The organism is Aquabacterium olei, from assembly GCF_003100395.1.
GTDB lineage: Bacteria > Pseudomonadota > Gammaproteobacteria > Burkholderiales > Burkholderiaceae_C > Aquabacterium > Aquabacterium olei.
The window spans coordinates 2,771,116-2,796,556 of sequence record NZ_CP029210.1; the positions used below are offsets into that span (position 1 = coordinate 2,771,116).

21 protein-coding genes are annotated in these 25,441 nt (G+C 67.8%); 17 read left to right on the forward strand and 4 right to left on the reverse strand.

Features of this window, described 5'->3' with window-relative positions; translation table 11 throughout:
* Nucleotides 1-274: 274 nt before the first annotated feature.
* From DEH84_RS12415 to gph, 3 genes are read left to right on the forward strand one after another with little or no spacing between them, the layout of a single operon-like run.
* The gene (locus tag DEH84_RS12415) at nt 275-2,302 is read left to right on the forward strand and encodes a sigma-54-dependent Fis family transcriptional regulator (protein WP_109037127.1); all 2,028 of its coding nucleotides are present in this window, start codon (nt 275-277) and stop codon (nt 2,300-2,302) included.
* A gap of 44 nt (nt 2,303-2,346) precedes the next feature.
* The gene (ubiG, locus tag DEH84_RS12420; RefSeq protein ID WP_109037128.1) at nt 2,347-3,051 is read left to right on the forward strand and encodes a bifunctional 2-polyprenyl-6-hydroxyphenol methylase/3-demethylubiquinol 3-O-methyltransferase UbiG; all 705 of its coding nucleotides are present in this window, start codon (nt 2,347-2,349) and stop codon (nt 3,049-3,051) included.
* Nucleotides 3,052-3,062: 11 nt separating this feature from the next.
* On the forward strand, nt 3,063-3,764 hold the full coding sequence (gene gph / locus DEH84_RS12425; protein ID WP_109037129.1) for a phosphoglycolate phosphatase: 702 nt from the start codon (nt 3,063-3,065) through the stop codon (nt 3,762-3,764).
* 66 nt (nt 3,765-3,830) lie between these two features.
* Here the strand turns inward: gph and DEH84_RS12430 are convergent, their stop codons facing one another.
* The 4 genes from DEH84_RS12430 to DEH84_RS12445 all read right to left on the reverse strand — a co-directional run bounded on the left by DEH84_RS12430 (nt 3,831) and on the right by DEH84_RS12445 (nt 9,054).
* Nucleotides 3,831-5,285, reverse strand: a complete 1,455-nt coding sequence (locus DEH84_RS12430; RefSeq protein ID WP_109037130.1) for a mannose-1-phosphate guanylyltransferase/mannose-6-phosphate isomerase — start codon at nt 5,283-5,285, stop codon at nt 3,831-3,833.
* A gap of 62 nt (nt 5,286-5,347) precedes the next feature.
* Nucleotides 5,348-6,379 carry a UDP-glucose 4-epimerase GalE gene (gene galE, locus DEH84_RS12435; RefSeq protein WP_109038377.1) on the reverse strand — a complete coding sequence of 344 codons (1,032 nt, stop codon included), beginning with the start codon at nt 6,377-6,379 and terminating at the stop codon, nt 5,348-5,350.
* Between the two features lie 5 nt (nt 6,380-6,384).
* Nucleotides 6,385-7,632 carry a hypothetical protein gene (locus tag DEH84_RS12440; RefSeq protein WP_109037131.1) on the reverse strand — a complete coding sequence of 416 codons (1,248 nt, stop codon included), beginning with the start codon at nt 7,630-7,632 and terminating at the stop codon, nt 6,385-6,387.
* 27 nt (nt 7,633-7,659) lie between these two features.
* On the reverse strand, nt 7,660-9,054 hold the full coding sequence (locus tag DEH84_RS12445; RefSeq protein WP_109037132.1) for an undecaprenyl-phosphate glucose phosphotransferase: 1,395 nt from the start codon (nt 9,052-9,054) through the stop codon (nt 7,660-7,662).
* 189 nt (nt 9,055-9,243) lie between these two features.
* On the opposite strand from DEH84_RS12445, the gene DEH84_RS12450 reads away from it, so the two are divergent.
* From DEH84_RS12450 to clsB, 14 genes are all read left to right on the forward strand, one after another.
* Entirely contained in the window at nt 9,244-9,786 is a 543-nt protein-coding gene (locus DEH84_RS12450; protein ID WP_109037133.1) for a hypothetical protein, read from the forward strand.
* Nucleotides 9,787-9,794: 8 nt separating this feature from the next.
* Complete coding sequence (ubiB, locus tag DEH84_RS12455) at nt 9,795-11,357, forward strand: ubiquinone biosynthesis regulatory protein kinase UbiB (RefSeq protein ID WP_109037134.1); 1,563 nt, start codon at nt 9,795-9,797, stop codon at nt 11,355-11,357.
* A gap of 129 nt (nt 11,358-11,486) precedes the next feature.
* Nucleotides 11,487-12,935, forward strand: coding sequence for a high affinity choline transporter 1 (locus DEH84_RS12460; RefSeq protein ID WP_109037135.1), 1,449 nt, complete (start codon nt 11,487-11,489; stop codon nt 12,933-12,935).
* Nucleotides 12,936-13,036: 101 nt separating this feature from the next.
* Nucleotides 13,037-13,366, forward strand: coding sequence for an FmdB family zinc ribbon protein (locus DEH84_RS12465; RefSeq protein WP_109037136.1), 330 nt, complete (start codon nt 13,037-13,039; stop codon nt 13,364-13,366).
* A 143-nt stretch (nt 13,367-13,509) separates the two neighbouring features.
* A complete protein-coding gene (locus tag DEH84_RS12470; protein ID WP_179950589.1) occupies nt 13,510-14,184 on the forward strand; it encodes a DUF502 domain-containing protein in 675 nt (224 codons plus the stop codon).
* Between the two features lie 74 nt (nt 14,185-14,258).
* Nucleotides 14,259-16,061 carry an aspartate--tRNA ligase gene (aspS, locus tag DEH84_RS12475; RefSeq protein ID WP_109037137.1) on the forward strand — a complete coding sequence of 601 codons (1,803 nt, stop codon included), beginning with the start codon at nt 14,259-14,261 and terminating at the stop codon, nt 16,059-16,061.
* Between the two features lie 249 nt (nt 16,062-16,310).
* Nucleotides 16,311-16,688 carry a hypothetical protein gene (locus tag DEH84_RS12480; protein ID WP_109037138.1) on the forward strand — a complete coding sequence of 126 codons (378 nt, stop codon included), beginning with the start codon at nt 16,311-16,313 and terminating at the stop codon, nt 16,686-16,688.
* Between the two features lie 116 nt (nt 16,689-16,804).
* Complete coding sequence (locus tag DEH84_RS12485; protein WP_245932580.1) at nt 16,805-18,148, forward strand: TolC family protein; 1,344 nt, start codon at nt 16,805-16,807, stop codon at nt 18,146-18,148.
* A 12-nt stretch (nt 18,149-18,160) separates the two neighbouring features.
* Complete coding sequence (locus DEH84_RS12490) at nt 18,161-19,354, forward strand: efflux RND transporter periplasmic adaptor subunit (RefSeq protein WP_109037140.1); 1,194 nt, start codon at nt 18,161-18,163, stop codon at nt 19,352-19,354.
* Between the two features lie 4 nt (nt 19,355-19,358).
* A complete protein-coding gene (locus tag DEH84_RS12495) occupies nt 19,359-22,448 on the forward strand; it encodes an efflux RND transporter permease subunit (RefSeq protein ID WP_109037141.1) in 3,090 nt (1,029 codons plus the stop codon).
* Between the two features lie 18 nt (nt 22,449-22,466).
* Complete coding sequence (locus DEH84_RS12500) at nt 22,467-22,793, forward strand: P-II family nitrogen regulator (RefSeq protein WP_109037142.1); 327 nt, start codon at nt 22,467-22,469, stop codon at nt 22,791-22,793.
* 12 nt (nt 22,794-22,805) lie between these two features.
* A complete protein-coding gene (nudB, locus tag DEH84_RS12505) occupies nt 22,806-23,282 on the forward strand; it encodes a dihydroneopterin triphosphate diphosphatase (RefSeq protein WP_109037143.1) in 477 nt (158 codons plus the stop codon).
* Between the two features lie 17 nt (nt 23,283-23,299).
* Nucleotides 23,300-24,112, forward strand: coding sequence for an endonuclease/exonuclease/phosphatase family protein (locus DEH84_RS12510; protein WP_109037144.1), 813 nt, complete (start codon nt 23,300-23,302; stop codon nt 24,110-24,112).
* A 6-nt stretch (nt 24,113-24,118) separates the two neighbouring features.
* Complete coding sequence (clsB, locus tag DEH84_RS12515; RefSeq protein ID WP_109037145.1) at nt 24,119-25,420, forward strand: cardiolipin synthase ClsB; 1,302 nt, start codon at nt 24,119-24,121, stop codon at nt 25,418-25,420.
* Nucleotides 25,421-25,441: the final 21 nt, after the last annotated feature.

The following is a 25,441-nucleotide window of genomic DNA, read 5'->3' on the forward strand; positions in this document are numbered from 1 at the left end:
TGCAACGACCGGGCAGAACGCGCCAAACCCCTTTGGCTGCTGGAGAAAACCGCGATGGAGGGCGCGCCGGTACTGCGCAGACCCGACTCGATGCATCAGGGCCACTTGCTCCACGGTTTGCGACGCTTTGTGACGATGCTCCGCGTTGACACAGGGGGAACCCGCATGTGACAGACCGCGACAGGGACCATACTGCGACCCGTTAACGGAATTCGGACGGGCCCCGTTCCTGCAGGGGGATTGGCGTCCGAAAACACTGCTCCCCGAGGCGCCCATGCAACTGACTCCGCAAGCCACCGCCGACCAACTGCGTCACGCACGTCGCTGTCTGCTTGAAACCGGCGAAGTGCCGGAAGGCGTCGTCAGCCTGCAGGTGTCCCTGTCCTGGCAACGCAGTCAGATGGCCGGCCTCTCGCCCGTCGAGCCCCCTGTCGCCCCGCCCATCACCTCGGCTGCCGACCTGCGCCGCGCCCTCGCGTGCGAGTACGACCTGCTGGCCCACGCGCGCCCGGTGATGGAGTTCCTGCACGACCAGATGCGCGACAGCGGCAGCGTCATCGTGCTGGCCGATTCCCAGGGCCTGCTGCTCCACAGCCTGGGCGACGCCGACTTCCTCACCCGGGCCGAGCGCGTCTCGCTGGCCCCGGGCGCGCTGTGGCGCGAAGAGCACCGCGGCACCAACGCCATCGGCACCGCCATCGCCAACGGCTGCCCCACCGTCATCCACGGCGCCGAGCACTACCTCGAGCGCAACAGCTTCCTGACCTGTTCGGCCTCACCCGTCATGGCGCCCGACGGCCGGCTTCGCGGTGTGCTCGACATCTCGGTCGACCAGAGCGGCTACCACCCGCACACCTTTGCGCTGGTGCGCTCGGCCGCGCGCATGATCGAAGACCGCCTCTTCCACGCACGGCACATCAACGACCCGCTGCTGCGCCTGCACCCGCACGTCGAAGGCCTCGGCGCCGTCGGAGAAGGCCTGCTGGCCGTCTCGGAAGACGGCTGGATCATGGGCGCCAATGCCATCGCCCAGCACTGGCTGAACCTCAGCGCCAGCCAGATCGGCGCCATCACGCTCGACCGCGTCTTCGGCCCCCAGGCCCTGCGGCTCCAGTCCCTGCCTGCGACCGGCCAGCCCACCCGCGTCACCACCATGCAGGGCCACACCCTGTATGTGCGCGACGAACCCGACCGCCGCCGTCGCGTCTGGGCGGCCACACCCGTCAGCCACACCCGCTCGCGTTCCGGTGCTGCAGCGCCATCTGCCGCGGCCGCTGCGGCCGCCGCCCGTGGGCGCCCGCCGATGGCCCAGGACCGCCGTGACGACCGCCGCATGGTGCAGGCCCTGACACGCGCGCTGCGCGTTCAGGCCCAGGGCATCCCGGTCCTGCTTCAGGGCGAGGCGGGCACCGGCAAGGAGGTCTTTGCCCGCACGCTGCACGCCGAGGGCGATCGCGCCACCAAGCCCTTTGTCGCCGTCAACTGCGCCTCGCTGCCCGAGGCACTCATGGAAGTCGAACTGTTCGGCCACGTAGGCGGCGCCTTCCCCGGGGCACGCCCCGAGGGGTCACCCGGCCGCATCCGTCAGGCCGAGGGGGGCACTCTGTTTCTCGACGAGATCGGCGAGCTCGCCCCGGCACTGCAGGCGCGGCTGCTGCGCGTGCTGCAGGACAAGCAGGTCGTGCCCGTCGGTGCGCTGCATCCCGAGCCGGTCGACTTCGTCCTCGTCTGCGCCACCCACCAGGCCCTGCGCGACGCCGTCTCGGCCAGCCGCTTCCGCGAAGACCTGTACTGGCGCGTCAACGGCCTCACGGTCCAGATCCCCGCGCTGCGCGAGCGGGGCGACACGGCCGACCTGATCGACGACATGCTTGCCTCCATCGCACTCGACATGAAGCGGGTGGAACCGCCACGCATCACTGTCGAGGTCGTCGAGGCCCTTCTGCAGCACCCCTGGCCCGGCAACCTGCGCCAGCTGCATGCGGTGCTGCGCACGGCCTGCGCACTGCTGGGCCCGCACGAAGACGAGCTGCACTGGGAGCACTTCAGCGAAGACCTCTGGTACGACGTGTTCTCGCGGCCCTACCGCGACGACGCGCCCGCGGCACCCCGAATCGACAGCCTGCCGCCCCCGCCCCTGGCCAGCGCGGAAGAGGCCAGCGAGGTCAACCTGCGGCGCCTCTCGCACAGCGCCATCGAGCGCGCCATCCAGGCGTCCAACGGCAACATGTCCGAGGCCGCCCGCAAGCTGGGCATCAGCCGCAACACGCTCTACCGGCGTCTCAAACAGGTCAGCGACTGAGGGCGATTCCGGACGAGGCGTCTGCTCGGGTTAGCATCTCGTCCATGACGAACGCCGACCCCCAAGAACTCGCCAAATTCAGCGACCTGGCCCACAAGTGGTGGGACCCTGAGAGCGAATTCCGGCCGCTGCACCAGATCAACCCGCTGCGCCTGGACTGGATCGACCAGCTCGCCTCGATCAAGGGCAAGACGGTGGTGGACGTCGGCTGTGGCGGCGGCATCCTCGCCGAATCCATGGCCCGCCGTGGCGCGGAAGTGCTGGGCATCGACCTGGCCGACCGACCACTCAAGGTCGCCATGCTGCACGCCATGGAGGCCGGCGTGGCCAACGTGAGCTACCGCGCGGTGGCCGCCGAAGCCCTCGCCGCCGAACAGCCGGGCCACTTCGACGTCGTGACCTGCATGGAGATGCTCGAACACGTGCCCGACCCGTCTGCCGTCGTGCGCGCCTGTGCCCAGATGGCCAAGCCCGGCGGCTGGGTCTTCTTCTCGACGCTGAACCGCAACCCCAAGTCCTACCTGTTCGCCATTCTGGGGGCCGAGTACGTGCTCAAGCTGCTGCCCAAGGGCACGCACGAGTTCTCGCGCTTCATCCGCCCTGCCGAGCTGTCGCGCTGGATCCGGGAAGCGGGCCTCGATCACCGCGAGTTCAAGGGCATGGGCTACAACCCGCTCACCCGCATCTACAGCCTCAACCAGGACACCAGCGTGAACTACCTGGTGGCCTGCCGCAAGCCGGCCGCCTGAGGCCCACGCCCATGACCGCCCTGCACGCCCACCACGCTCCCAGCCGCATCCGCTGGTCAGCCCCGCCGCAAGCGGTGCTGTTCGACCTGGACGGCACGCTGGCCGACACCGCGGGCGACCTCGTCGGTGCGCTCAACCGCCTTCGTGTGCAGCGCGGCCTGCCGCCCATGCCGCTGGAGACCTTGCGCCCGTACGCCTCGGCGGGTGCGCGGGGCCTCATCGGCGCCGGCCTCGACATCCATCCGGGCCACGACGAGTTCGAGCCGCTGCGCCTGGCCTTTCTGGCTGCCTACACACAGTGCCTGAGCGAGACCACCGCCCTGTTCGAAGGCATGGCCGAATTGCTGGACCAGCTCGAGGCGCGGGGGCTGAAATGGGGCGTGGTGACCAACAAGCCGCACCGCTTCACCGTGCCGGTGATGGAAGGCCTCGGCCTCACGGCCCGCGCGGGGGTCATCATCAGCGGCGACAGCACGGCCCACGCCAAGCCGCACCCGCTCCCCCTGCTCACGGCATGCGAACAACTGGGGGTGCCGCCGGCGTGTGCCCTCTACGTGGGCGATGACCTGCGCGACATCCAGGCCGCCCAGGCGGCCGCCATGCCGAGTGCCGCCGCACGCTGGGGCTACATCGGCCACAACGGCGACATCGCCGACTGGGGCGCCGACGTGATCGCCGCCACACCACTCGACCTGCTGCACTTCCTGGACTGAAGCCGAGGGGGCCCAGAAGCAAAAAGCCACCGCACGCGGTGGCTTTTTGATGGGTGGGTCAACCGATCAGGCCGAGCGACCGTAGTTGTCCTGGAAGCGCACGATGTCGTCCTCGCCCAGATAGCTGCCCGACTGCACTTCGATGATCTCCAGCGGGATTGCGCCCGGGTTGACCAGCCGATGCACGGTGCCCAGCGGGATGTAGGTCGACTGGTTCTCGCCCAGCAGCAGCACCTGGTCGCCGTTGGTGACCTCGGCCGTGCCGCTGACCACGATCCAGTGCTCGGCACGGTGGTGGTGCATCTGCAGGCTCAAGGACGCCTTCGGCTTCACCATGATGCGCTTGACCTGGAAGCGCGGCCCCATGTCGATCGAGTCATACCAGCCCCAGGGCCGGTGCACGCGACGGTGCAGGGTGCCTTCCGAACGCGACTGCTTCTCCAGCGTGGCCACGATCTTCTTGACGTCCTGGCTGCTGTTGCGGTCGGCCACCAGCACGGCGTCCGGCGTTTCGACCACCACCACGTTGTCGAGGCCGACTGCGGCCACCAGGCGGCTCGTGGCGTGCACCAGCGTGTTGGTGCTGCTCTGGAACAGCGCATCGCCCTGGGCCGCGTTGCCGTTCGCATCGCGCTCGCTGACCTGCCACACGGCGTCCCATGCGCCCAGATCGGACCAGCCCGCATCCAGCGGCACCATGCGGACCTTGAAGCCGGCCTCCGGGTGGCTCGGACACTGCTCCATCACCGCGTAGTCGACCGACTCGGACGGCACGGCCGCGAACTCGGCCTTGCCCGGACGCACGAACTGCGCGTCGGTGCCACGCGCGGCAAACGAGGCCTGCGTGGCCGCAAGGATGTCCGGACGGAAATGCCCCAGCGCCGCGAGCCAGCGCGAGGCCCGCATCACGAACATACCGCTGTTCCAGAAGTAGCCGCCATCGGCCACGTAGGCCTTGGCCTTCTCCAGGTCAGGCTTCTCGACGAAGGCGTCCACGCCGCGCACGCCCACCGCGTCGGCGTCACTCGTGCGGATGTAGCCAAAACCGGTCTCGGGGCGATCCGGGGTGATGCCCAGGATCACGATGTCGCCCTCGGCCGCGGCGCGCACGGCGGTCTGCACCGCCTGCGTGAAAGCGCGCTCGTTCGTCACGGTCTGGTCGGCCGGCGTCACCACCATGATCGGGTCGGCACCTTCGGCCGTGGCCTGCAGCGCCGCCAGCGTCACGGCCGGCGCGGTGTTCCGCCCCACGGGTTCGAGCAGCAGCGAAGACGGCTCGCCCTTCAGTTCGCGCAACTGGTCGAGCACCAGAAAACGGTGTTCTTCGTTGCCGACCACACACGGCTTGCCCACCGCGATGTCATCGGCCGCGAGCGACTGGAGGCGCAGGTGGGCCTGCTGGAACAGGCTCTGCGTGCCTTGCAGCACCAGAAACTGTTTGGGATACAGCGCGCGCGACAGCGGCCACAGGCGGGTGCCGGAGCCACCGGCCATGATGACGGGAAGCAGTGCGTGGGTCATGAGTCAGAGATGCGAGTAGGCGCCACGGCAGGTTACACGCAAGGCGCGGGAGGATGAAAGGGTCAGCCCTCGAAACCGAGGGGGTTGAGGGATTGCCAGCGCCATGAATCGGCGCACATGTCCGGCAGGCCACGGGTGGCGCGCCACCCCATGGTTTCCAGCGCCGCACGCGGATCGGCATAGCAGGCGTCGACGTCGCCTGGGCGCCGAGGTGCAAACACCAGCGGAATCTCGCGGCCGGCCGCATCGCCATAGGCGCGGGCCAGTTCCAGCACGCTGTAGCCCCGGCCAGTGCCGAGGTTGACCGTCAATGAGCGCTGCTGCTCGGCCAGATAACGCAGGGCTGCCACATGGCCTTCAGCGAGGTCACAGACGTGAATGTAGTCGCGCACGCCTGTGCCATCCGGCGTGTCGTAGTCGTTGCCGAACACGTTCAGGTGAGCGCGCTTGCCCACCGCCACCTGGGCCACATACGGCATCAGGTTGTTGGGCACGCCGCGCGGGTCTTCGCCGATCAGGCCGCTCGGATGCGCGCCCACCGGGTTGAAGTAGCGCAGGCAGGCAATGTGCCAGCGAGGATCGCACCGCTCGAGTTCGCGCAGCAGTTCCTCGCCGATCAGCTTGGTCTGCCCGTAAGGGTTGGTGGCACGCAGCGGCGCATCTTCGGTGATGGGCAGCGACTCGGGCTTGCCATACACCGTGGCCGACGAACTGAACACGAGATCGTGCACGCCATGGCGCTTCATCGCCTGGCACACCGACAGCAGGCCGCCGATGTTGTTCTCGAAATAGTCGAGCGGCTTTTCGGTGGACTCGCCCACCGCCTTGAGGGCCGCGAAATGGACCACGGCAGAGATGCCACCAAAGCGCGCCTGCCCCACGTCGAAACACCGGTCCAGTGTGACCGCATCGCGCACATCACCTTCAACAAAGACTGGATCGCGGCCAGAGAGCTGCTGCAGCCGCGGCAGCACCCGCGCCGAGCTGTTCACCAGGCTGTCGACGCCAATGACGTCAAACCCGGCCTCCTGAAGCGCCAGCCAGGTATGGGATGCGATGTAGCCGGTGGCCCCGGTCAACAGAACAGCGGGCATGGGCATCAATCGAGGGTGAAGGTAGCGGTGCAGCCGTACGCGTGACCGCTGAAGGCGCGACGGAAGAAGTCGGCGGTCTGGTCGTAGCGCGACACGTTGCAGCCCAGCTTCAGCGACCGCATGGCGGCGTAATCGCCTGCCAGCGACAGCTCGGAGAAATGGCTGCTGCGCTGGGTGTTGCCCGCATCGATCACCGCACCGTTGTCGAACCGCGAGGTGGCCGCACGGTTGATGTCGTACTTGGCGTACGAGTAGGCCGCCGTCAGCCCGATCTTGGCCGTTGGCTGGTAGCGTGCCGACATGTTCACGCCGGTCGTGATGGTGTTGTAGTCGAAGTTGGCATCGAACCCGGTGCCGAAGAACGACTGTCGCTGTGTGTAGCGATCACTGCCCGTTGAGCGCGACAGACCCACGCGGTAGACGATCAGCCCCCGCGGTGTGAACTCCCAGTTCAGCGAGCCCACCCAGTTGTTGAGCTTGCGACCGGTGATCGAGTAGCGGCTGTCACGGCGACTCAGCACCGCGTCCAGGCTGCTCTGGCCGGTGGCCTGCCACCCCACCTGGAAGTCGATGTTGTTGTCGCGGACCTGCTCGTTGTTGCGGTACGGATACTCGGTCTCGACGCGCCGCAAACCCACCCCCCACTGGAGGGTGTCCGTCACGTTGTAGAGCACACGGGCAGCCCGGGCCTGCTGGTCGAGGTTCAGCGTCCGGTAGGCGGGCTCCGAAAAGGTCTGCTTGTTGTTCTCGATCGAGCCCACCAGGCTGAAGCGCCCCCCGAGACCGTACTGCAACGAGGCGGAATTGCCGGTCAGGGTGCGGATGTTGCGCACCACACGCAACTCGCCGTTGTTGTTGTTCTGAATCGGGTTCAGGCCCTGGTTGTACTGCCCGCTCAAAGACAGCCTGAAATTGCGCCCGAACTCCGACGTGAACTGCCCGTCCAGCCGCTTGGTGTCATTGCGCAGGTACTCGAAGTTGCGATAGCGCTGCGCGCCCAGCGTGCCGGCCAGCCGGTAGGTCTGGCGACCATAGCTCTTGCTGAACCCACCGCCAACGGACGTCGTGCTCACGGTCTCGGACGCTTCGGCCGCGTTGCGGGAGAAGTTCGAGTCCTGGCGTACCGACTGGCTCAGTGTCAGAAACAGCGGCAGATCCTCGTCATTGGCGTGCGCGCCAGACGCACCCAGTGCCATCATCGCCATCACGACGCTGCGGGCCAGGGGAAAAGCGTGCCGGTACCTCTGGGTCATGGTCACCTCGGTGTTCAGGTTGAATTCTCAGTAGGCGTTTCGATCGAACACCATCACGCGGACCGTGCGGATGATGATCTGCAGGTCGAGCGCCAGCGACCAGTTGCGCAGGTACTCGAGGTCGTACTCGACCCGCGCCTGCATCTTGTCGATCGTTTCGGTTTCGCCGCGCAGGCCATGTACCTGGGCCCAGCCCGTGATGCCCGGCTTGACCTTGTGCCGGACCATGTAGGCCTTGATCAGGCGGCGGTATTCCTCGTTGTGCGCGACCGCGTGCGGGCGGGGGCCCACGATGCTCATGCGTCCCTGCAGCACGTTGATGAACTGTGGCAGCTCGTCCAGCGAGGTCTTGCGGATGAAGGCGCCGAACGGCGTGATGCGCGGGTCGCCCTTGGTCGCCTGCTTCACCACCGGTCCGTTGTCCTGGGTGCGCATCGACCGGAACTTGTAGACGATGATCTCCTCACCATCCAGCCCGTTGCGGCGCTGCTTGAAGATGATCGGGCCCGGCGAACTCATCTTGACTCCGATCGCCAGCGCCAGCAGGATCGGCGAGATCAGCACGAGGATGATGCCGGCCAGCACGATGTCGGACACCCGCTTGACCAGTTCGTTGGTGCCGGTGAACGGCGTTTCGCAGATGCCGACCACCGGGACCCCATTCATGTCCTGCAGTCGGCCCTGGATGATGCTGATGCCGAACACGTCGGGAACGAAGTACAGCGAGGCGGTGGTGCCCTGCACGGCCTCCAGCAGTTCGACGATGCGGGGCTGCGAGCCGAGCGGCAGGGTGATGTAGACCTCGTGAATGCCGTGCGCGTAGACATAGTTGGCCACGTCGCGCAGGCCGCCGAGCCGCATGCTGACGGCCTCGGTCAGCACGCGCGAATCGGTCCGGTCGTCGAAATAGCCCACGAACTCGGTGGCCTGGTCCGGGTGTCCCTGCAGCGCCCGCGCGACCTTGCCACCCAGCGGGCCCGCGCCCACGACGATGGCACGCCGCCGCGCATGCGGCTGGGCCGACCGGTGCTTGATCACCGCCTTGCCGAGCAGCACGGCCAGCCACTGCAGCGCGGGCGTCAGCACGGCCCATACCAGCATGACCCGGAAGTCGAAGAACATCAGGCTGTTGGTGGCGTAACCGCACAGCCACAGGATGGCGAGCATCGACACCCACGAGCCGAGGATGTCGATGGCCGCTTCCAGACGCGAATCGACAAATCGGTTACGCCCCGGAAACGTCAGCGCGAACACCAGCAGGCACAAGGCCATGGCAGCCCGCTGCACGGGCTCGCCATACCACGCCATGGTGGCCAACAGCGACGCCACCGTGATGGAGGGCTCGAGGAAGGCCGCCACGAACGAGGTGACCGACTGCGGCGCGTTGAAGAACGTACGGTTGTAGTTGCGGTTGTTAAACATGTACGCCGGGGACTTTCCCAGGGTCGACAGGATGAAACGGAGCCGGCGGGAGGGCACCGGATCGCATGCGCCAGCGGGCGGACCCGGGTTCGGATCATTGTGGCGCAAAACCCCTGGGGCGCCGGGTGCGACCACCCGACATGGGGGCGAGTTCCGCCGGAATGTCGGCCCCCCCCTACAATCGGGGGCATGACTGCCTCCCCGCTCTCGTGGATCGGACCGCTGGCCCTGCCGCGCCTGGTCCTGCTGCTCAATCACATCGTGTCCAGCGAACCGCAAGCGGTGAGCCGCCTGCAGCCGCACGCCGGGCGCACGATCGAGATTCGCTGGCGCAGCGCGGTGGCAGACGCTGCCCTGCCCGGGCTGTTGAGCCGCATCGCACCGGCCGCCGACAGCTGGTTGCCGCCGCCCGTGCGACTCCAGATCACCCCCGCAGGCCTGTTCGATGCCGATGCCCCGGTCGACGTGCCTGCCGGCCTGGTGTTGACGGTGGCGCTCCCCGATCCCCTGACGCTGGCCCGCAAGGTCCTGCGCGGTGAACGGCCCGACGTGGCGATCGAGGGCGACGCCGCGCTCGCCGAGGTGGCCTCCTGGCTGATGAACAATCTGCGCTGGGACGCACAGGATGACGTGGCCCGCTGGATGGGCACGGCGCCCGCCGAGATGCTGCGCATGCTGGGCGGGGCCGTCCGGCAGGCGCTGCAGCGCTGGCGTCCCGGCATGCCACGCTGACGGTTCCGATGCGCGCCCTGCTTCGCCCGGTCTTCATCGGCCTGATCGTCCTGCGCTACGGCCTGGACGGCCTGATGCTCGACAGCCTGCGCCGCCCCGGCCTGTCGCTGCTGGGCCGCGTGCTGGCCACCGGCCGGCGGCTGGACGCCCCGCGCGGTCAGCGCCTGCGCGAAGCACTGGAACGCCTCGGCCCCATCTTCGTGAAGTTCGGGCAGATGCTGTCCACGCGGCGCGACCTGATACCCGCCGATGTGGCCGACGAACTCGCTCGCCTGCAGGACCGCGTCCCGCCCTTTCCTGGCGAAGAGTCGGTCCTGCTGATCGAGAAGGCCTTGGGGCGCCCCATCGCCGCCGTCTTCCGCGACTTCGAGGTGCAGCCCGTGGCCAGCGCCTCGATTGCCCAGGTGCACTTCGGCGTGCTGCACGACGGCCGCGAGGTGGCGGTCAAGGTGCTGCGCCCCGGCATGCTGGCCGTGATCGACGATGACCTGGCCCTGATGCGCACCCTGGCCGGCTGGGTCGAGAAGCTCTGGGCCGACGGCAAGCGCCTCAAACCCCGCGAGGTGGTCGCCGAGTTCGACAAGTACCTGCACGACGAGCTGGATCTGGTGCGCGAGGCGGCCAACGCGGCCCAGCTGCGCCGCAACATGCAGGGGCTCGATCTGGTGCTCGTGCCCGAGATGATCTGGGACCTGTGCACCCCCACCGTCATGGTGATGGAGCGCATGAAGGGCGTGCCCATCAGCCAGATGACGCGGCTGCGCGAGGCCGGCGTCGACATCAAGAAGCTCGCCCGCGATGGCGTGACCATCTTCTTCACCCAGGTCTTCCGCGATGGCTTCTTCCACGCGGACATGCACCCGGGCAACATCCAGGTGAGCCTGGCACCCGAAACCTTCGGTCGCTACATCGCGCTGGACTTCGGCATCATCGGCACGCTCACCGAGGTCGACAAGGACTACCTGGCGCAGAACTTCATCGCCTTCTTCCACCGCGACTACAAGCGCGTGGCCGAGCTGCACATCGAAAGCGGCTGGGTGCCGGCCGCCACGCGGGTGGACGAACTCGAAGGCGCCGTGCGCACCGTGTGCGAGCCCTACTTCGACCGGCCGCTCAAGGAGATTTCGCTGGGTCAGGTGCTGATGCGCCTGTTCCAGATCTCGCGGCGCTTCAACGTCGAAATCCAGCCGCAACTGGTGCTGCTGCAGAAGACCCTGCTCAACGTCGAAGGCCTGGGGCGCGATCTCGATCCCGACCTCGACCTGTGGAGCACCGCCAAGCCCTTTCTCGAGCGCTGGATGCACGAGCAGGTGGGCTGGCGAGGCCTGCTGCACCGCCTCAAACGCGAAGCACCCCGCTACGCCAAGCTGCTGCCCGAACTGCCGAGACTGGTTCACCACAACCTCGAACGCGGCGACACGGCGCTGCGTCGCGACCTGATGGCCATCCTGATCGAGCAGCGTCGCACCAACCGCATCCTGTCGGCCGTGCTGTGGATCGGGCTGGGCTTCGTGATGGGCCTGCTGGTGGCCCGCCTCTTGCTGCAACTGCACGGGGCCGGCGCCCTGTAAGGCGCAGGTTCTCCCCCCGCTCGCCGCGCCAGGCACCCTCGCGGGCACTACACTCCGCCCCCGGATCTCCACACGGCCTTACGGCCGCCCCTTGTTCTTCGGCCTGTCAGTTGAAAGGTTCTGCCGAACATGAACACGACCTTGCTCGCCTTTGTCATCCTCTACCTCGTGGGGACGATGGCCATCGGGATGTACGCGGGCACACGCGTCAAGAACGCCACCGACTTTGCGGTCGCCGGCCACAGCCTGCCGCTGGCCATGGTGATCACGACCACCTTCGCCACCTGGTTCGGCGCCGAAACAGTGATGGGCATCCCAGCGAAGTTCGTGGAGGGCGGCCTCAATGCGGTGATCGAAGACCCGTTCGGGGCCTCGATGTGTCTGGTGCTGGTGGGGGCGTTCTTCGCCACGCGCCTGTACAGGATGAACCTGATGACGATCGGCGACTTCTACCGTGACCGCTACGGTCCCGGGGTCGAGATCTTCTGCTCCATCGCCATCATCCTCAGCTACCTCGGCTGGGTGGCCGCCCAGATCACGGCGCTCGGCCTCGTTTTCTCGGTGCTGTCCGGCGGTGCCATCGCCACGTCGACCGGCATGGTGATCGGCACCGCCCTGGTGCTGGCCTATGTGCTGGTCGGCGGCATGCTGGCCGTGGCATGGACCGACTTCGTGCAGATGATCGTGCTGGTGGTGGGCCTTTCGCTGATCGCCTACATGGCGGCCGATCAGGCTGGCGGCGCACGCCAGGTGCTGGCTCTGGCCGAGGCGCGAGACTGGTTCCGCATCCTGCCCGAGGCCACACCGCATGGCTGGGTGTGGTTCATCGCGGCGGCGATCACGATGATGTTCGGCTCCATCCCGCAGCAGGACGTGTTCCAGCGCGTGATGTCGGCCAAGGACGGTGCCACCGCGCGCAAGGGTGCCATCATCGGCGGCCTGGGCTACCTGACCTTCGCCTTCGTGCCGATGTTCATCGTGGCGTCGGCACTGATCGTGATGCCGACCGAGACGCAGGCCCTGCTCGCGCACGATCCGCAACAGGTCCTGCCCACGCTGATCCTGACCAAGATGCCCCTGGTCGCGCAGATTTTCTTCTTTGGCGCCCTGGTGTCGGCGATCAAATCCACTTCATCGGCCACGCTGCTGGCGCCATCCACCAGCTTCGTGGAGAACATCCTGAAGCACCTGCGACCCGGCATGAGCGACCGCCAGGTGCTGCTGGCCATGCGGATCACGCTGTTCGTCTTCACGGCGCTGGTGCTGACCTACGCCATCGTGATGCAGGGCACGGCCATCTACGATCTGGTGTCGGCCGCCTACCAGATCCCGCTGGTGGGGGCTTTCATCCCGCTGACCTTCGGGCTGTACTGGCGACGCGCCACCACGCAGGGCGCCTTCCTGTCCATCACGCTGGGCATCGGCACGCTCGCGCTGTTCACGCTGCACAGCGGCCTGGGCGAAGCCTTCCCGGGCCAGCTGGCCGGTCTCGGCATGGCCCTGCTCGGCATGCTGCTGGGCTCTCTGGGGCCCCAGCTGCTCGCCAACAAGCGTCCCCGCCCGGCGGATGCGGGCTGAACGGTGCGTCAGATTTCGCGGGGCCCCTTGCCCCCTTGAAACGGGCGCACGATGACCCCATTTAAAATGGTGCTTTCACGGGTTAGCCCGAGGTAGTCAAGATGCCCATTTACGCCTATCGCTGCGAGTCCTGTGGCCACGCCAAGGACGTTCTGCAAAAAATCTCCGACCCGGTCCTGAGCACCTGTCCGGCCTGCGGCGCCGAAACATTCAAGAAGCAGCTGACCGCAGCCGGCTTCCAACTCAAGGGCTCCGGCTGGTACGTGACCGACTTCCGCGGCGGCTCCGGCGGCACCAGCGCCCCGGCCACGGCGGGCGCCGCTGCCACCGCGGCTGCAGCGCCTGCTGCTGCAGCGGCTTCCAGCGACAGCAGCAGCGGGGGCGACACGCCGGCCGCAGGCGGCTGCGGCAGCGCCTGCGCCTGCCATTGATCTGTCCTTGAAGGCGCTTCCGGGCATCTCGCTCCGGGCGCCAGCCGGGCAGCCAGCCCTGCTCGGGCCGTCCAGCGGGCGGCCCGCGGCCGTTTGTCGGGCATGATGCGCGGGCCCGTTTTCCACCCTCACCCGTTCCACACGTGAAGAAATACATCCTGACCGGCCTGCTCGTCTGGCTGCCGCTGACCATCACCATCTGGGTGCTGATGAGCGTCGTTGGCGCCCTCGACGGTGTTTTCGCCTGGCTGGTCGTCGCCGCCCAGACCGTGCTGCCCGAGAGCCTGCGGCCGGCGCTCCAGCAACTGCGCGAGATCCCCGGGCTGAGCGTCATCATCGTCGTCGCAGCGCTGTTGCTGACGGGCATGGCGGTGTCGAACATGGCGGGCCAGTGGCTGGTCGACCAGTCCAACCGGCTGTTCTCCAACATCCCCATCGTCAAGAGCATCTACAGCTCGGTCAAGCAGGTGTCCGACACGCTGTTTTCGAGCAGCGGGCAGGCCTTCCGCGAGGCGGTGCTGGTGCAGTACCCCCGTGCCGGATCCTGGACGATCGCCTTCGTGACGGGCCGCCCTTCCGGCGAAGTGGCCGACAAGCTTCCGGACGACATGCTGACGCTGTACGTGCCGACCACCCCCAACCCCACCTCGGGTTTCATGTTGCTGGTGCCTCGCACCGACGTGCGCGAACTGGGCATGTCGGTCGACGAGGCCCTGAAGTACATCATCTCCATGGGTGTCGTGGCGCCGCCCGCCACCCCGGCCCGCCCGGCCAGCCCCACAGCGGCCTCGACCAGCGCGCCGACACGCCAATCCTGAACGACAATCGAGGGTTCGGGACGCGGTGACTGCGCCGCGCCCCACCCGATCCACCTCCGAAAGAGAACACGACAATGCGCACCACTTACTGTGGTCTGGTCAGCGAAGCGCTGATGGGCCAGACCGTGACGCTGATGGGCTGGGCCCACCGTCGCCGCGACCACGGCGGCGTGATCTTCATCGACCTGCGTGACCGTGAAGGCCTGGTGCAGGTGGTGTTCGACCCGGACCGCGCCGACTCCTTCAAGGTGGCCGAGGATGTGCGCAACGAGTTCTGCCTGAAGGTGACCGGCGTCGTGCGCGCCCGCCCCGCCGGCACCGAGAACGCTGGCCTGACCAGCGGCAAGATCGAAATCCTGGGCCACACGCTGGAAGTGTTGAACGCCTCGGTGACGCCGCCGTTCCAGATCGACGATGAGAATCTGTCGGAGACCACGCGCCTGACGCACCGCGTGCTGGACCTGCGCCGCCCCTACATGCAGAAGAACCTGATGCTGCGCTACCGCGTGGCGATGGAAGCGCGCAAGTTCCTGGACGAGCACGGCTTTGTCGACATCGAAACGCCGATGTTGACCAAGTCGACCCCGGAAGGCGCCCGCGACTACCTGGTGCCCTCGCGCGTGCACGACGGCCAGTTCTTCGCGCTGCCGCAGTCGCCCCAGCTGTTCAAGCAGCTGCTGATGGTGGCCGGCTTCGACCGCTACTACCAGATCACCAAGTGCTTCCGTGACGAGGACCTGCGCGCCGACCGCCAGCCCGAATTCACGCAGATCGACATCGAGACGAGCTTCCTGACCGAGCAGGAAATCCGCGACATGTTCGAAGGCATGATCCGTCACGTCTTCATGAAGGCGCTGAACGTCGACCTGGGCGCCTACCCGGTGATGACCTACGCCGACGCCATGCACCTGTACGGCTCGGACAAACCCGACCTGCGCGTGAAGCTGCAGTTCACCGAGCTCACCGATGTGATGGGCGACGTCGACTTCAAGGTGTTCTCGACCCCGGCGACCACCAAGGGTGGCCGTGTGGTGGCCCTGTGCGTGCCGGGCGGTGGCGCCATGTCGCGCGGCGAGATCGACGCCTACACCGAATTCGTCAAGATCTACGGCGCCAAGGGCCTGGCCTGGATCAAGGTCAACGAGGTCGCCAAGGGTCGCGAAGGCCTGCAGTCGCCCATCGTGAAGAACCTGCATGATGCCGCCATCGCCAAGATCCTGGAGCGCACCGGCGCCAAGGACGGCGACCTCATCTTCTTCGGTGCCGACAAGGCCAAGGTGGTCAACGACGCCATCGGCGCACTGCGTCTGAAGGTGGGCCACTCGGAGTTCGGCAAGAAGTCGGGCCTGTTCGAGGACCGCTGGGCGCCGCTGTGGGTGGTCGACTTCCCGATGTTCGAGTACGACGACGAGGAAGACCGCTGGAACGCCGTGCACCACCCGTTCACGGCGCCGAAGGACGGCCACGAAGACTACATGGACACCGACCCGGGCAAGTGCATCGCCAAGGCCTACGACATGGTGCTCAACGGCTGGGAACTGGGTGGCGGCTCGATCCGCATCCATCGCGCCGAAGTGCAGTCCAAGGTGTTCAAGGCCCTGAAGATCACCGACGAGGACGCCAAGGTGAAGTTCGGCTTCCTGCTGGACGCGCTGCAGTACGGCGCGCCCCCGCACGGTGGCCTGGCCTTCGGTCTGGACCGTCTGGTCACGCTGATGACCAAGGCCGAGTCCATCCGCGACGTGATCGCCTTCCCCAAGACCCAGCGCGCCCAGTGCCTGCTGACCGGCGCCCCGTCGAACGTCGACGAGAAACAGCTGCGCGAGCTGCACATCCGCCTGCGCAACACGATGGCCGGTCAGGCGCCTGCGGCCTGATTCCGGAGCCCCTGCGGGCCACCCGACGAGAGAGCCACCTTCGGGTGGCTTTTTTCGTTACCCGGAACCGGCGCCCCCGCGTGCAGGAAATCGGCCCGCCTTTGTTTTCCAAAGGTAAAGCACCCGTGTTCCAGGGGCGTGAGACCCCGTTGACGTGTCAAAAATAGGCTACAACTGCAAACTCTCGTTCCGCAGGGTTGAACAAGCTGATTTACCCTAGGATCACCCTCTCCACCTCTTCTCAGTTTCATGCGCGCTGTCTCGTCGTGGCTGAAGTTCCTGCTGCTGGCCCACCTCACGTTGCTCGTGATGGCCGCGCACGCGTGGACTCCGACGGCCGGCGCTGACCTCGCAGGGCAACTGCCCGCGGAAGCCGCCATGGCCTCGGTGGCCCTGTCGGAATTGACCGAGACGGACAGCGCCTCGGCAGAAGAGAAACGCCTTCCTGACAACCCGGTCAACCTCCCTTGCGGAGACGAAGACCGCGGTGAGCCCTATCCGGTGCAATCGTGCCGCTGGCCAGACGCTGTGGCGTCCGGCCGCCACCGTCCCGCGCCGGCCCTGGCCCAGCCAGGGCCTTGGCTCCGCCTGCCGTTGCGCCCGCCGCAGCGTTCACACGCAATCTGATCGCCCCTCGGGGCGAAGTGTGCGCGCGCAGGTTCCGCGGTCCGTGACGGCCCGCGCACGGTTGCTTGCCGAGCAAGTTTTCAGCTCTTTCACCGCATCCGCGGTGCCCTCCTTTCATGTCTCATCCTGTCCTGTCCCCCTCCTTGATGGCGGGTCTGGTCTCGTTGTGTTTGCTGACGACGGCGACGACGCTTCGGGCACAGACGCCGCAGACGCCCGATTTCCTGTTGTCTGCCGCGCCGCCCACCACCGGCGACCGTGAAGCTGCCGAGCGCGCGCAGCCGCTCACCCTGGCCGAGCTGATCCAGACCGTGGTGGCCCACAACACCGAGCTCCTGGCCGCCCAGCAAGCCCGCGTCGGTGCGCTGGCGGGCGTGCGGACCGCCTCGGCCTACGCCAACCCCCGGGTCGAGTGGCAGACGGGACGCAATCAGGCCCGCATGCCTGGCACCGCAGCCGGCAACGTCCAGGGCTGGGGTGTCTCGCAGCTGATCGAGAACCCGTCGGCACGCAGCGCGCGCATCGACGCGGCAGACGCCTTGGCCCGCGGCTCGGAGCACGCGATCGCCCTGACCCGCAACGCGCTCATCAGCGAGACCCGGTTGCGCGCGAGCGAATACCAGCTGCGGAGGGCCGAGGCCACGGTCAGTGCGGAGAACCTGGCCCTGCTGGAGCAGGTTCGCGAACGGGTGCAGCTGCGCGTTCGCAGCGGAGAAGCCGCGCGTTATGAGCTGATCAAGGCCGATGCAGAAATCGTGCACGCCCGCGAGCGGCTGCAGACCGCCAGGCTGCAGGCGGAACAGGTGCTCATCTCGCTGAATCGGCTGGCGGCGGGCCGGCTCCCGGCGCGCTGGACCTTGACAGGGTCCCTGGAGGACGGCGCCCCCAGGCCCTCGCTGGCCGACCTGCAGCAACAGGCGGACGAGGGCAACCCGGAACTGCGCGCCTTGCAGACCGAGGTCGACCGCGCCGAAGCGCAACTGCGCGGCGCGCGGGCCAGCCGCCTTCCCGGCGTGGAGGTGCGCGTGGGGCAGACGAACGAGCCGGAAGTGCGGCAGTCCACCGTCGGGCTCAACCTGCAGGTACCGCTGTTCGACCGACGGGACGGCGTGATCGGCGAAGCCGCCGCCGACCTCGAACGTCTGCGCGGACGGATGGAGGGCCGCCGCGCCGAGCTGCGCCAGCAGGTCCGCCTGGCATGGCAGTCGCTTGAGATCGCCACCCTGCGTGTGCAGGCGCTGAGCGAGGGCGTCGTAAAGGACGCTGAAGCCGCCCTGAGGGTGGCCCAGGCCGCCTACCAGTTTGGCGAGCGCGGGATTCTCGACGTGCTGGACGCGCAGCGGGTGCTGCGCTCCGCACGGGCCGACCTGCTCCTGGCGCGATTCCAGGTGCAGGCCGCCAGCATCGAACTCGACACCCTGGCCGGCCGCTTCGCGACTGCGCCTACCCCACAACCCTGATTTCCACGCACCATGAAGACGCTTCATACATTTCCTCTGACCTGGTCTGCCGCCCTGGTTTCGGTCCTGGCGCTGACGCTGTCGGCTTGTGGTGATGCCGGAAAGGACGCCGAGGCCCAGAAGCCGGCGGCAGCGGCCTCCGCCGCGTCGGCTGCCGCCGCGCAAGACCCGATGGTGGTCAACGTGCCGGCCGGCATGGTCAGTCAGTTCAAGGTCGACAAGGTGGGCCGCGCAGAGATGGCCCAGATCCTGGAAGTCAGTGGCCGCATCGAGGCCAACGAGCGCCAGGTGGCGCGCATCGGGGCGGGCGTGACAGGCCGCGTGACCCAGGTGCTGGCCGAAGTGGGCGACCGGGTGCGTCCCGGCCAGGTGCTCGCCCACGTCGCCAGCCCGGAGCTCTCCACCGCCCAGCTGAACTACCTGCGCGCCAACGCGTCGACCCAACTGGCCGAGCGCGCCGTGGAACGCGCCCGTCAGCTGATCCAGGCTGACGTCATCGGGTCGGCCGAGCTGCTGCGCCGCGAGTCGGAACTGGCCATCGCCCGTGCCGAACTGCGCGCGGCCGGCGACCAGCTCGCCCTGGTCGGCATCCCGCGTGATGCGGTGGCCAAGCTGCGTGAATCGGGCAGCCTGTTCCCGCACGCAGCCGTGCTGGCCACGCAAGCCGGTGTGGTCATCGAGCGCAAGGTGAGCCAGGGCCAGGTGGCCCAGCCGGGCGATCCATTGTTCACCGTGGCCGACCTCAACACCGTGTGGGTGGTGGGCTCGCTGCCCGAGCAGGCCGCGCGCAATGCCAAGGCCGGGCAGTCGGTCGAGATCGATGTGCCGGCCATCGGCAAGCAGTTGTCCGGTCGCGTGGTGTACGTGGCGGACACGGTGTCGCCAGAGACACGCACCGTGCCGATCCGCACGCAGGTGGACAACGCCGATCAGGCCCTGAAGCCGCAGATGCTGGCGACCATGCTGATTGCAGGTCAGGCCAGCGAGACCCTGGCGATCCCGTCCGGGGCGGTGGTGCGCGACAACGACCGCGACCATGTGTATGTGCAGACGGCCGCGAACCGGTTCCGGCTCACGCCTGTGGAACTCGGCCCGGCCAGCGGCGGGAAGCGACCCGTGCTCAAGGGCCTGAGTGAAGGCACGCCGATCGTGATCGAGGGCGCCTTCCACCTGAACAACGAGCGCAAGCGCGCCGAGCTGGAGTAAGCCCATGATTGCATCCATGATCCGGGCCGCGCTCAGCCAGCGGCTGGTGGTGGTCGTCCTGGCGCTGGTGGTGTGCGGCTTCGGCCTGCGCGCCGCCATGAAGCTGTCGGTCGACGCATTCCCTGATGTGACGAACGTGCAGGTGCAGATCGCGACCGAAGCCCCGGGCCGTTCGCCTGAGGAGATCGAGCGCTTCGTGACCGTGCCGCTCGAGATTGCGATGACCGGCCTGCCCGGCATCGTGGAGATGCGCTCGCTCAACAAGAGCGGGCTGTCCATCATCACGCTGGTGTTCACGGACACCACCGATGTCTACTTCGCGCGGCAGCTCGTCACCGAGCGGCTCATCGAGGTGTCCACCCGCATGCCGGAGGGCATCGTGCCCGTGCTGGGGCCGGTGTCGACCGGGCTGGGCGAGGTCTACCAGTACACGCTGGAGAAGGCCGATGACGGCAAGCGCGCGCTGACTCCGCAGGAGCTGGCCGACCGGCGTGCCGTTCAGGACTGGGTGGTGCGGCCGTTGCTGCGCTCGATCCCCGGTGTGGCCGAGATCAACTCGCAGGGTGGCTACGTGAAGCAGTACCAGGCGCTGGTGGATCCCGGCCGGCTGCGTCACTATGGGCTGTCCGTGCAGCAGATCGTGCACGCGATCGCCTCGAACAACGCCAACACGAGTGGCGGCATCCTGCCCCAGGTGACCGAGCAGTACCTGATCCGCGGTGTCGGCCTGATCCGCACGCTGGAAGACATCGGCAACATCGTCGTCAAGGAAGACGGGAGCGTGCCGGTGTACGTGAAGGACGTGGCCGAGGTGAGGATCGGCAGCGAGGTGCGCCAGGGCGCCATCATCAAGGGTGGCTACACCGAAGGCGTGTCGGGCATCGTGCTGATGATGCGGGGCGGCAATGCCAAGGAAATCGTCACGCGGGTGAAGGAACGTGTCGACGAGATCAACAGCAAGGGCATGCTGCCCGATGGGCTGAAGATCGTGCCGTACTACGACCGCACCGACCTGGTCGACGCGGCACTGTGGACGGTGGGCAAGGTGCTGATCGAAGGCATCTTCCTGGTGGTCGTGATCCTGTTCGTGTTCCTGGGCGATGTGCGTTCGAGCCTCATCGTCGTGGCCACGCTGATCATTGCGCCGCTGACGACCTTCATCCTGATGAACCGCTACGGCATCTCGGCCAACCTGATGTCGCTCGGCGGCCTGGCCATCGCGATCGGCCTGATGGTGGACGCGACCGTGGTGGTGGTGGAGAACGTGTATCACAAGCTCGGCCAGGCGGGCGACAGCATGGGCGCGCGCGTGCGCACCGTGCTGACCGCCACGACCGAGGTGGCCACGCCGACCATCTTCGGCATCGCGATCATCATCCTGGTGTTCCTGCCGCTGATGACGCTGCAGGGCATCGAGGGCAAGATGTTCGCGCCGCTGGCCCTGACCATCGCCATGGCCCTGGCCGTGTCGCTGGCGGTGTCGCTGTTCCTGTCGCCGGTGCTGTGTTCCTACTTCCTGAAGGGCGGCTCGGACCACGACACGAAGCTGATCGCCTTCCTGAAGCGCCATTACCTGGCCCTGCTGGACGGCGCCACGCGCAGCCACCGTGTGACGCTGGCCGCTTCGGTGGCCCTGCTGTTCGGCTCGCTGGCGCTGTTCCCGCTGCTGGGCAAGTCCTTCATGCCGACCATGAAGGAGGGTGCGCTGACCCCGCAGATCAACCGCGTGCCAAGCATCTCGCTCGACGAATCGATTCGCATGGAAATGGCCGCGATGAAGACCATTTCCGAGGTGCCGGGCGTGCGCATGGTGGTGTCCAAGCTGGGTCGCGGCGAATCGCCGGCCGACCCGGCGGGACCGAACGAGTCCGATCCGATCGTGCTGCTGGATCCCGAGTCCGAGCGTACGCAGGACGAGATCGACGAGGACATCCGCCAGCGGCTGTCGACCATCCCGGGCGTGCAGATCGTGCTGTCGCAGCCGATCTCCGAGCGTGTGGACGAGATGGTGACGGGCGTGCGCTCGCAGGTCGCCATCAAGGTGTTCGGTGATGAGCTCGGCGAACTGCGTCGCGTGTCGGAAGACGTGGCCCGCCTGCTCAAGAGCGTGGAGGGCAGCCGGGACATCCGCATCGAGCGGCTGTCGGGCCAGCAGGCGCTGACGGTGGACATCGACCGCAAGGCCATTGCGCGCCATGGCATCAACGTGGCCGACGTCCAGTCGCTGATCGAGACGGCCATTGGTGGCAAGGACGTCACCACGCTGTATGAAGGGGAACGCCGCTACAGCGTGGTGGTGCGCTTCCCCGAGTCGGCCCGGGGCTCGCCCGAGTCGATCGGCCGCACGCTGCTGACCGCTCAGGATGGGGCCCAGGTGCCGCTGTCGTCGCTGGCCACGATCCAGCTGGTGGACGGCCCGGCGCAGATCAGCCGCGAAGGCGGCAAGCGCCGCGTGGTGGTGGGCGCCAACGTGGAAGGCCGCGACCTGGCCGGCTTCGTGGCCGAGGTGCAGCAGCGCATGGACAAGGAGATCAAGGTCCCCGAGGGCTATTACTTCGAGTACGGCGGTCAGTTCGAGAACATGGAGCGCGCCATGGAGACGCTGTCGGTGATCGTGCCGCTGACGATTGCCGCCATCTTCTTCCTGCTGTTCCTGCTGTTCAACTCCGTCAAGCTCGCCAGCCTGATCATTCTGGTGCTGCCGTTTGCCTCGGTGGGCGGCATCATCGGGCTGTTCGTGACGGGCGAGTACCTGAGCGTGCCGGCCTCGGTGGGCTTCATCGCGCTGTGGGGCATTGCGGTGCTCAACGGCGTGGTGCTGGTCACCTGCATCCGCCGCCTGCGGGAAGATGGCATGGGCGTGGCCGAAGCCGTGCGCGAAGGCTGCGTGCAGCGTTTCCGCCCGGTGATGATGACCGCCACGGTGGCCCTGCTGGGTCTGGTGCCGTTCCTGTTCGCAACCGGGCCGGGGTCCGAGGTGCAACGCCCGCTGGCCATCGTGGTCATTGGTGGCCTGATCTCGTCCACCCTGCTCACACTGGTGGTGCTGCCCACGCTGTACCGTTGGTTCGATGAAAAGCCCACAGAGGCCTGAGCCGTCAAGGAGACCATCATGAAGGAAATCCGCGCCATCGTGCGCCCCAACCGCCTCGACCGCCTGCGCGAGGCCCTGCGTGCCATCCCGAACTTCCCGGGCGTGACCATCTTCAAGGCGGAGGGCTTCACGGCCCCCGCCGCGGTGGACAAGCGCACGGTGAAGGACGAGCTGACCGACTTCACCGGCAAGCTCATGGTCTGCGTGCTGGCCAGCGACGAAATGGTGGACCCGATCCGCAACGCCATCATGGAAGCCTGCAGCACCGGCGCCATCGGCGACGGGCTGGTGTGGACCGTCGACATCGGGGACATCCACCGCATCCGGGACCGCGCCCAGCTGTGACAAACTAGGCGGATGCCTGTCTCCGCCGTCCCGAAGATCCCACAGTCGGTGCTCGTGGTGATCCACGCACCGAACCTCGATGTGCTGCTGATCGAGCGGGCCAAGCAACCTGGCTTCTGGCAGAGCGTGACCGGCTCGCTCGACACGCTGGACGAGCCCTGGCGGGAGACCGCCATCCGCGAGGTGCAGGAGGAAACCGGCATCGTCGTGGGCTCGGCCGACGTGCCCGCCTCGGCGCTGGTCGATTGGGGCATCGAGAATGTCTACGAGATCTACCCGGTCTGGCGCCACCGCTATGCGCCGGGTGTGACGCACAACACCGAACGGGTGTTCGGGCTGTGCGTGCCGCGTGATGTGGCCGTGACGCTGGCGCCCGGCGAACACACGGCCCACGCCTGGCTGCCCTGGCGCGAGGCGGCCGACCGCTGCTTTTCGCCGTCGAACGCGGAAGCCATCCTGCAACTGCCGCAACGGCGGTCCGCCCGCTGACCCGCCGGAGTTCCCCTGTGCTCAACCCACTCAACTCGACCCACCTGCCCCCGTCCAGCCTGGGGGAGGGCGGCCTGCGTGTGGCCACCTACAACATTCACAAGGGCGTGCGAGGCCTGGGCCCGGGCAAGCGCCTGGAGATCCACAACCTGACGCTGGCCGTCGAGGCGCTGGATGCCGACATCGTGTGCCTGCAGGAGGTGCGGCGCTTCAACCATGCCGAAGCCCGGCGCTTCTCGCACACCCGCTTCGGATCAGGTGCATGGCCCGACCAGCCGCAGGCCGAGTACCTGGCCCCCGACGGCTATGAAGTGGCCTACCGCACCAATGCCGTGACCCGCCAGGGCGAGCATGGCAACGCGCTGCTGGCGCGCTGGCCCATCGGCGACGTCGGGCACCATGACGTGTCCGACCACCGCTTCGAGCAGCGCGGGCTGCTGCACGTGCCGGTGCAGTGGCGCGGCATCGAGGTACACGTGGTGGTGGTGCACCTGGGCCTGATCCACGCCAGCCGCGTGCGCCAGGCCGAGCAGGTGGCCGAACTGGTGGCCGGGCGCATTCCAGCCGGCGCCCCCGTGGTGGTGGCCGGCGACTTCAACGACTGGAACGAAAAGCTCGACGACATCCTGCATGGCGTGGGCCTGCAGCGGGCGGGGCGAGATGGCGAGCCTCGCGTGGCAACCTACCCGTCCATGGTGCCGGTGCTGGCCCTGGACCGCGTCTACACGCGCGGCATGCGCTGCCTGTCCGTGATGGTGCCGCGTGGCCAGACCTGGGCGAGGTTGTCCGACCACCTGCCCCTGGTCGCCGAGCTGGAACTGGTGGACTGACCCCCGATGCCGCCCGTGCACGACGAGGCACTGGAGCGGCTGGCCTGGTACGCGCAGCGCCGGCCGGTCTTCACAGGCGGCAACGCCGTGCAACTGCTGCGCGGCGGCGAGGCCCTGTTCCCAGCGCTGCGCGACGCCCTCGATGGGGCGCGCCAGCAGGTCTGGGTGGCGTGCTACATGGTGTCACCGTTGGGTCGCAGCGGCCAGGTGCTCGCGGCCCTGATGCGCGCCGCGCGCCGCGGCGTGCAGGTGCACATGGTGGTCGATGCGGTGGGCTCCAACCTGGCCCCTCACAGCCTGTGGCGTGAGCTGGAAGCGGCCGGCGTGCAGCTGACCCAGTTCCGCCCGCTGCACCGGGTCTGGGGGCTGAGCGATCCGGGCGCCTGGCGCCGAATGCACATGAAGCTGTTTGCGGTGGACGACTCGCACGCCTTTGTGGGCGGCATCAACCTGATCGACGACCGCTACGACGGGCACCACGGCTGGCAGGACACGCCGCGGCTGGACTATGCGCTCGCCGTGCAAGGACCGGCTGCGATCCCGATCCAGCACACGGCCATGGCAATGTGGACACGCGCCCGGTTCGGCCGCGACTGGCGTGACGAACTGCTGCAATGGGCCCAGGGGCCCGGCCGCGTGGCCCGCCTGCGGCAGCTGTGGCAGGACGCCCGGCTGCGCCTGCGCCCGAGCGAGCAGGGGCGGCTGGCCCATGCGGCCACCCGTCAGGAGCCTGTGCGTTGCGCCTTCGTGATGCGCGACAACCTGCGCCAGCGCCGCACCATCGAGCGTGCGGCCCTGCAGGCCATCCACCAGGCCCGCGAGCGCATCGACCTGGTCACGCCCTACTTCTACCCGCGCAAGGCCTTCCGGCTGGCGCTGAGCCAGGCGGCCGCACGCGGCGTGACCGTGCGGCTGCTGTTGCAGGGCCGGCCGGACTTCCGGATCGCGGCCGTGGCCGCGCAGGTGCTGTACGCCGAGCTGCAGGCACACGGCGTGCACATCCACGAATACCAGCCTGCCTTCCTGCACGCCAAGGTGCTGTGCGTGGACGGCGTGTGGGCCACGGTCGGCTCGTCCAACCTGGACCCGCTGTCGCTGGTGCTCAACCTCGAGGCCAACCTCATCGTGCGCGACCGCGCTTTCGTCAGCCACCTGACGACCGAACTGGCCCGGGACTTCGCGCTGAGCCGCGAGGTCCCGGCGTGGCCCGATCACGACCCGGGTTGGCATGGGCGGCTGCGGCGGCGCGCGGTGGCCTGGCTGGCCCAGGCCTATCTGCGGCTTTCCGGGGCCACCGGCCGATACTGAGCGCTGAGCCGGAGACACGAG

What these genes read in the sequence shown, in the direction of transcription:
- DEH84_RS12415 (WP_109037127.1), top strand. Translation starts at nt 275, where the DNA reads ATGCAACTGACTCCGCAAGCCACCGCCGACCAACTGCGTCACGCACGT.
- ubiG (WP_109037128.1), top strand. Translation starts at nt 2,347, where the DNA reads ATGACGAACGCCGACCCCCAAGAACTCGCCAAATTCAGCGACCTGGCC.
- gph (WP_109037129.1), top strand. Translation starts at nt 3,063, where the DNA reads ATGACCGCCCTGCACGCCCACCACGCTCCCAGCCGCATCCGCTGGTCA.
- DEH84_RS12430 (WP_109037130.1), bottom strand. Translation starts at nt 5,285, where the DNA reads ATGACCCACGCACTGCTTCCCGTCATCATGGCCGGTGGCTCCGGCACC.
- galE (WP_109038377.1), bottom strand. Translation starts at nt 6,379, where the DNA reads ATGCCCGCTGTTCTGTTGACCGGGGCCACCGGCTACATCGCATCCCAT.
- DEH84_RS12440 (WP_109037131.1), bottom strand. Translation starts at nt 7,632, where the DNA reads ATGACCCAGAGGTACCGGCACGCTTTTCCCCTGGCCCGCAGCGTCGTG.
- DEH84_RS12445 (WP_109037132.1), bottom strand. Translation starts at nt 9,054, where the DNA reads ATGTTTAACAACCGCAACTACAACCGTACGTTCTTCAACGCGCCGCAG.
- DEH84_RS12450 (WP_109037133.1), top strand. Translation starts at nt 9,244, where the DNA reads ATGACTGCCTCCCCGCTCTCGTGGATCGGACCGCTGGCCCTGCCGCGC.
- ubiB (WP_109037134.1), top strand. Translation starts at nt 9,795, where the DNA reads ATGCGCGCCCTGCTTCGCCCGGTCTTCATCGGCCTGATCGTCCTGCGC.
- DEH84_RS12460 (WP_109037135.1), top strand. Translation starts at nt 11,487, where the DNA reads ATGAACACGACCTTGCTCGCCTTTGTCATCCTCTACCTCGTGGGGACG.
- DEH84_RS12465 (WP_109037136.1), top strand. Translation starts at nt 13,037, where the DNA reads ATGCCCATTTACGCCTATCGCTGCGAGTCCTGTGGCCACGCCAAGGAC.
- aspS (WP_109037137.1), top strand. Translation starts at nt 14,259, where the DNA reads ATGCGCACCACTTACTGTGGTCTGGTCAGCGAAGCGCTGATGGGCCAG.
- DEH84_RS12480 (WP_109037138.1), top strand. Translation starts at nt 16,311, where the DNA reads ATGCGCGCTGTCTCGTCGTGGCTGAAGTTCCTGCTGCTGGCCCACCTC.
- DEH84_RS12485 (WP_245932580.1), top strand. Translation starts at nt 16,805, where the DNA reads ATGTCTCATCCTGTCCTGTCCCCCTCCTTGATGGCGGGTCTGGTCTCG.
- DEH84_RS12490 (WP_109037140.1), top strand. Translation starts at nt 18,161, where the DNA reads ATGAAGACGCTTCATACATTTCCTCTGACCTGGTCTGCCGCCCTGGTT.
- DEH84_RS12495 (WP_109037141.1), top strand. Translation starts at nt 19,359, where the DNA reads ATGATTGCATCCATGATCCGGGCCGCGCTCAGCCAGCGGCTGGTGGTG.
- DEH84_RS12500 (WP_109037142.1), top strand. Translation starts at nt 22,467, where the DNA reads ATGAAGGAAATCCGCGCCATCGTGCGCCCCAACCGCCTCGACCGCCTG.
- nudB (WP_109037143.1), top strand. Translation starts at nt 22,806, where the DNA reads ATGCCTGTCTCCGCCGTCCCGAAGATCCCACAGTCGGTGCTCGTGGTG.
- clsB (WP_109037145.1), top strand. Translation starts at nt 24,119, where the DNA reads ATGCCGCCCGTGCACGACGAGGCACTGGAGCGGCTGGCCTGGTACGCG.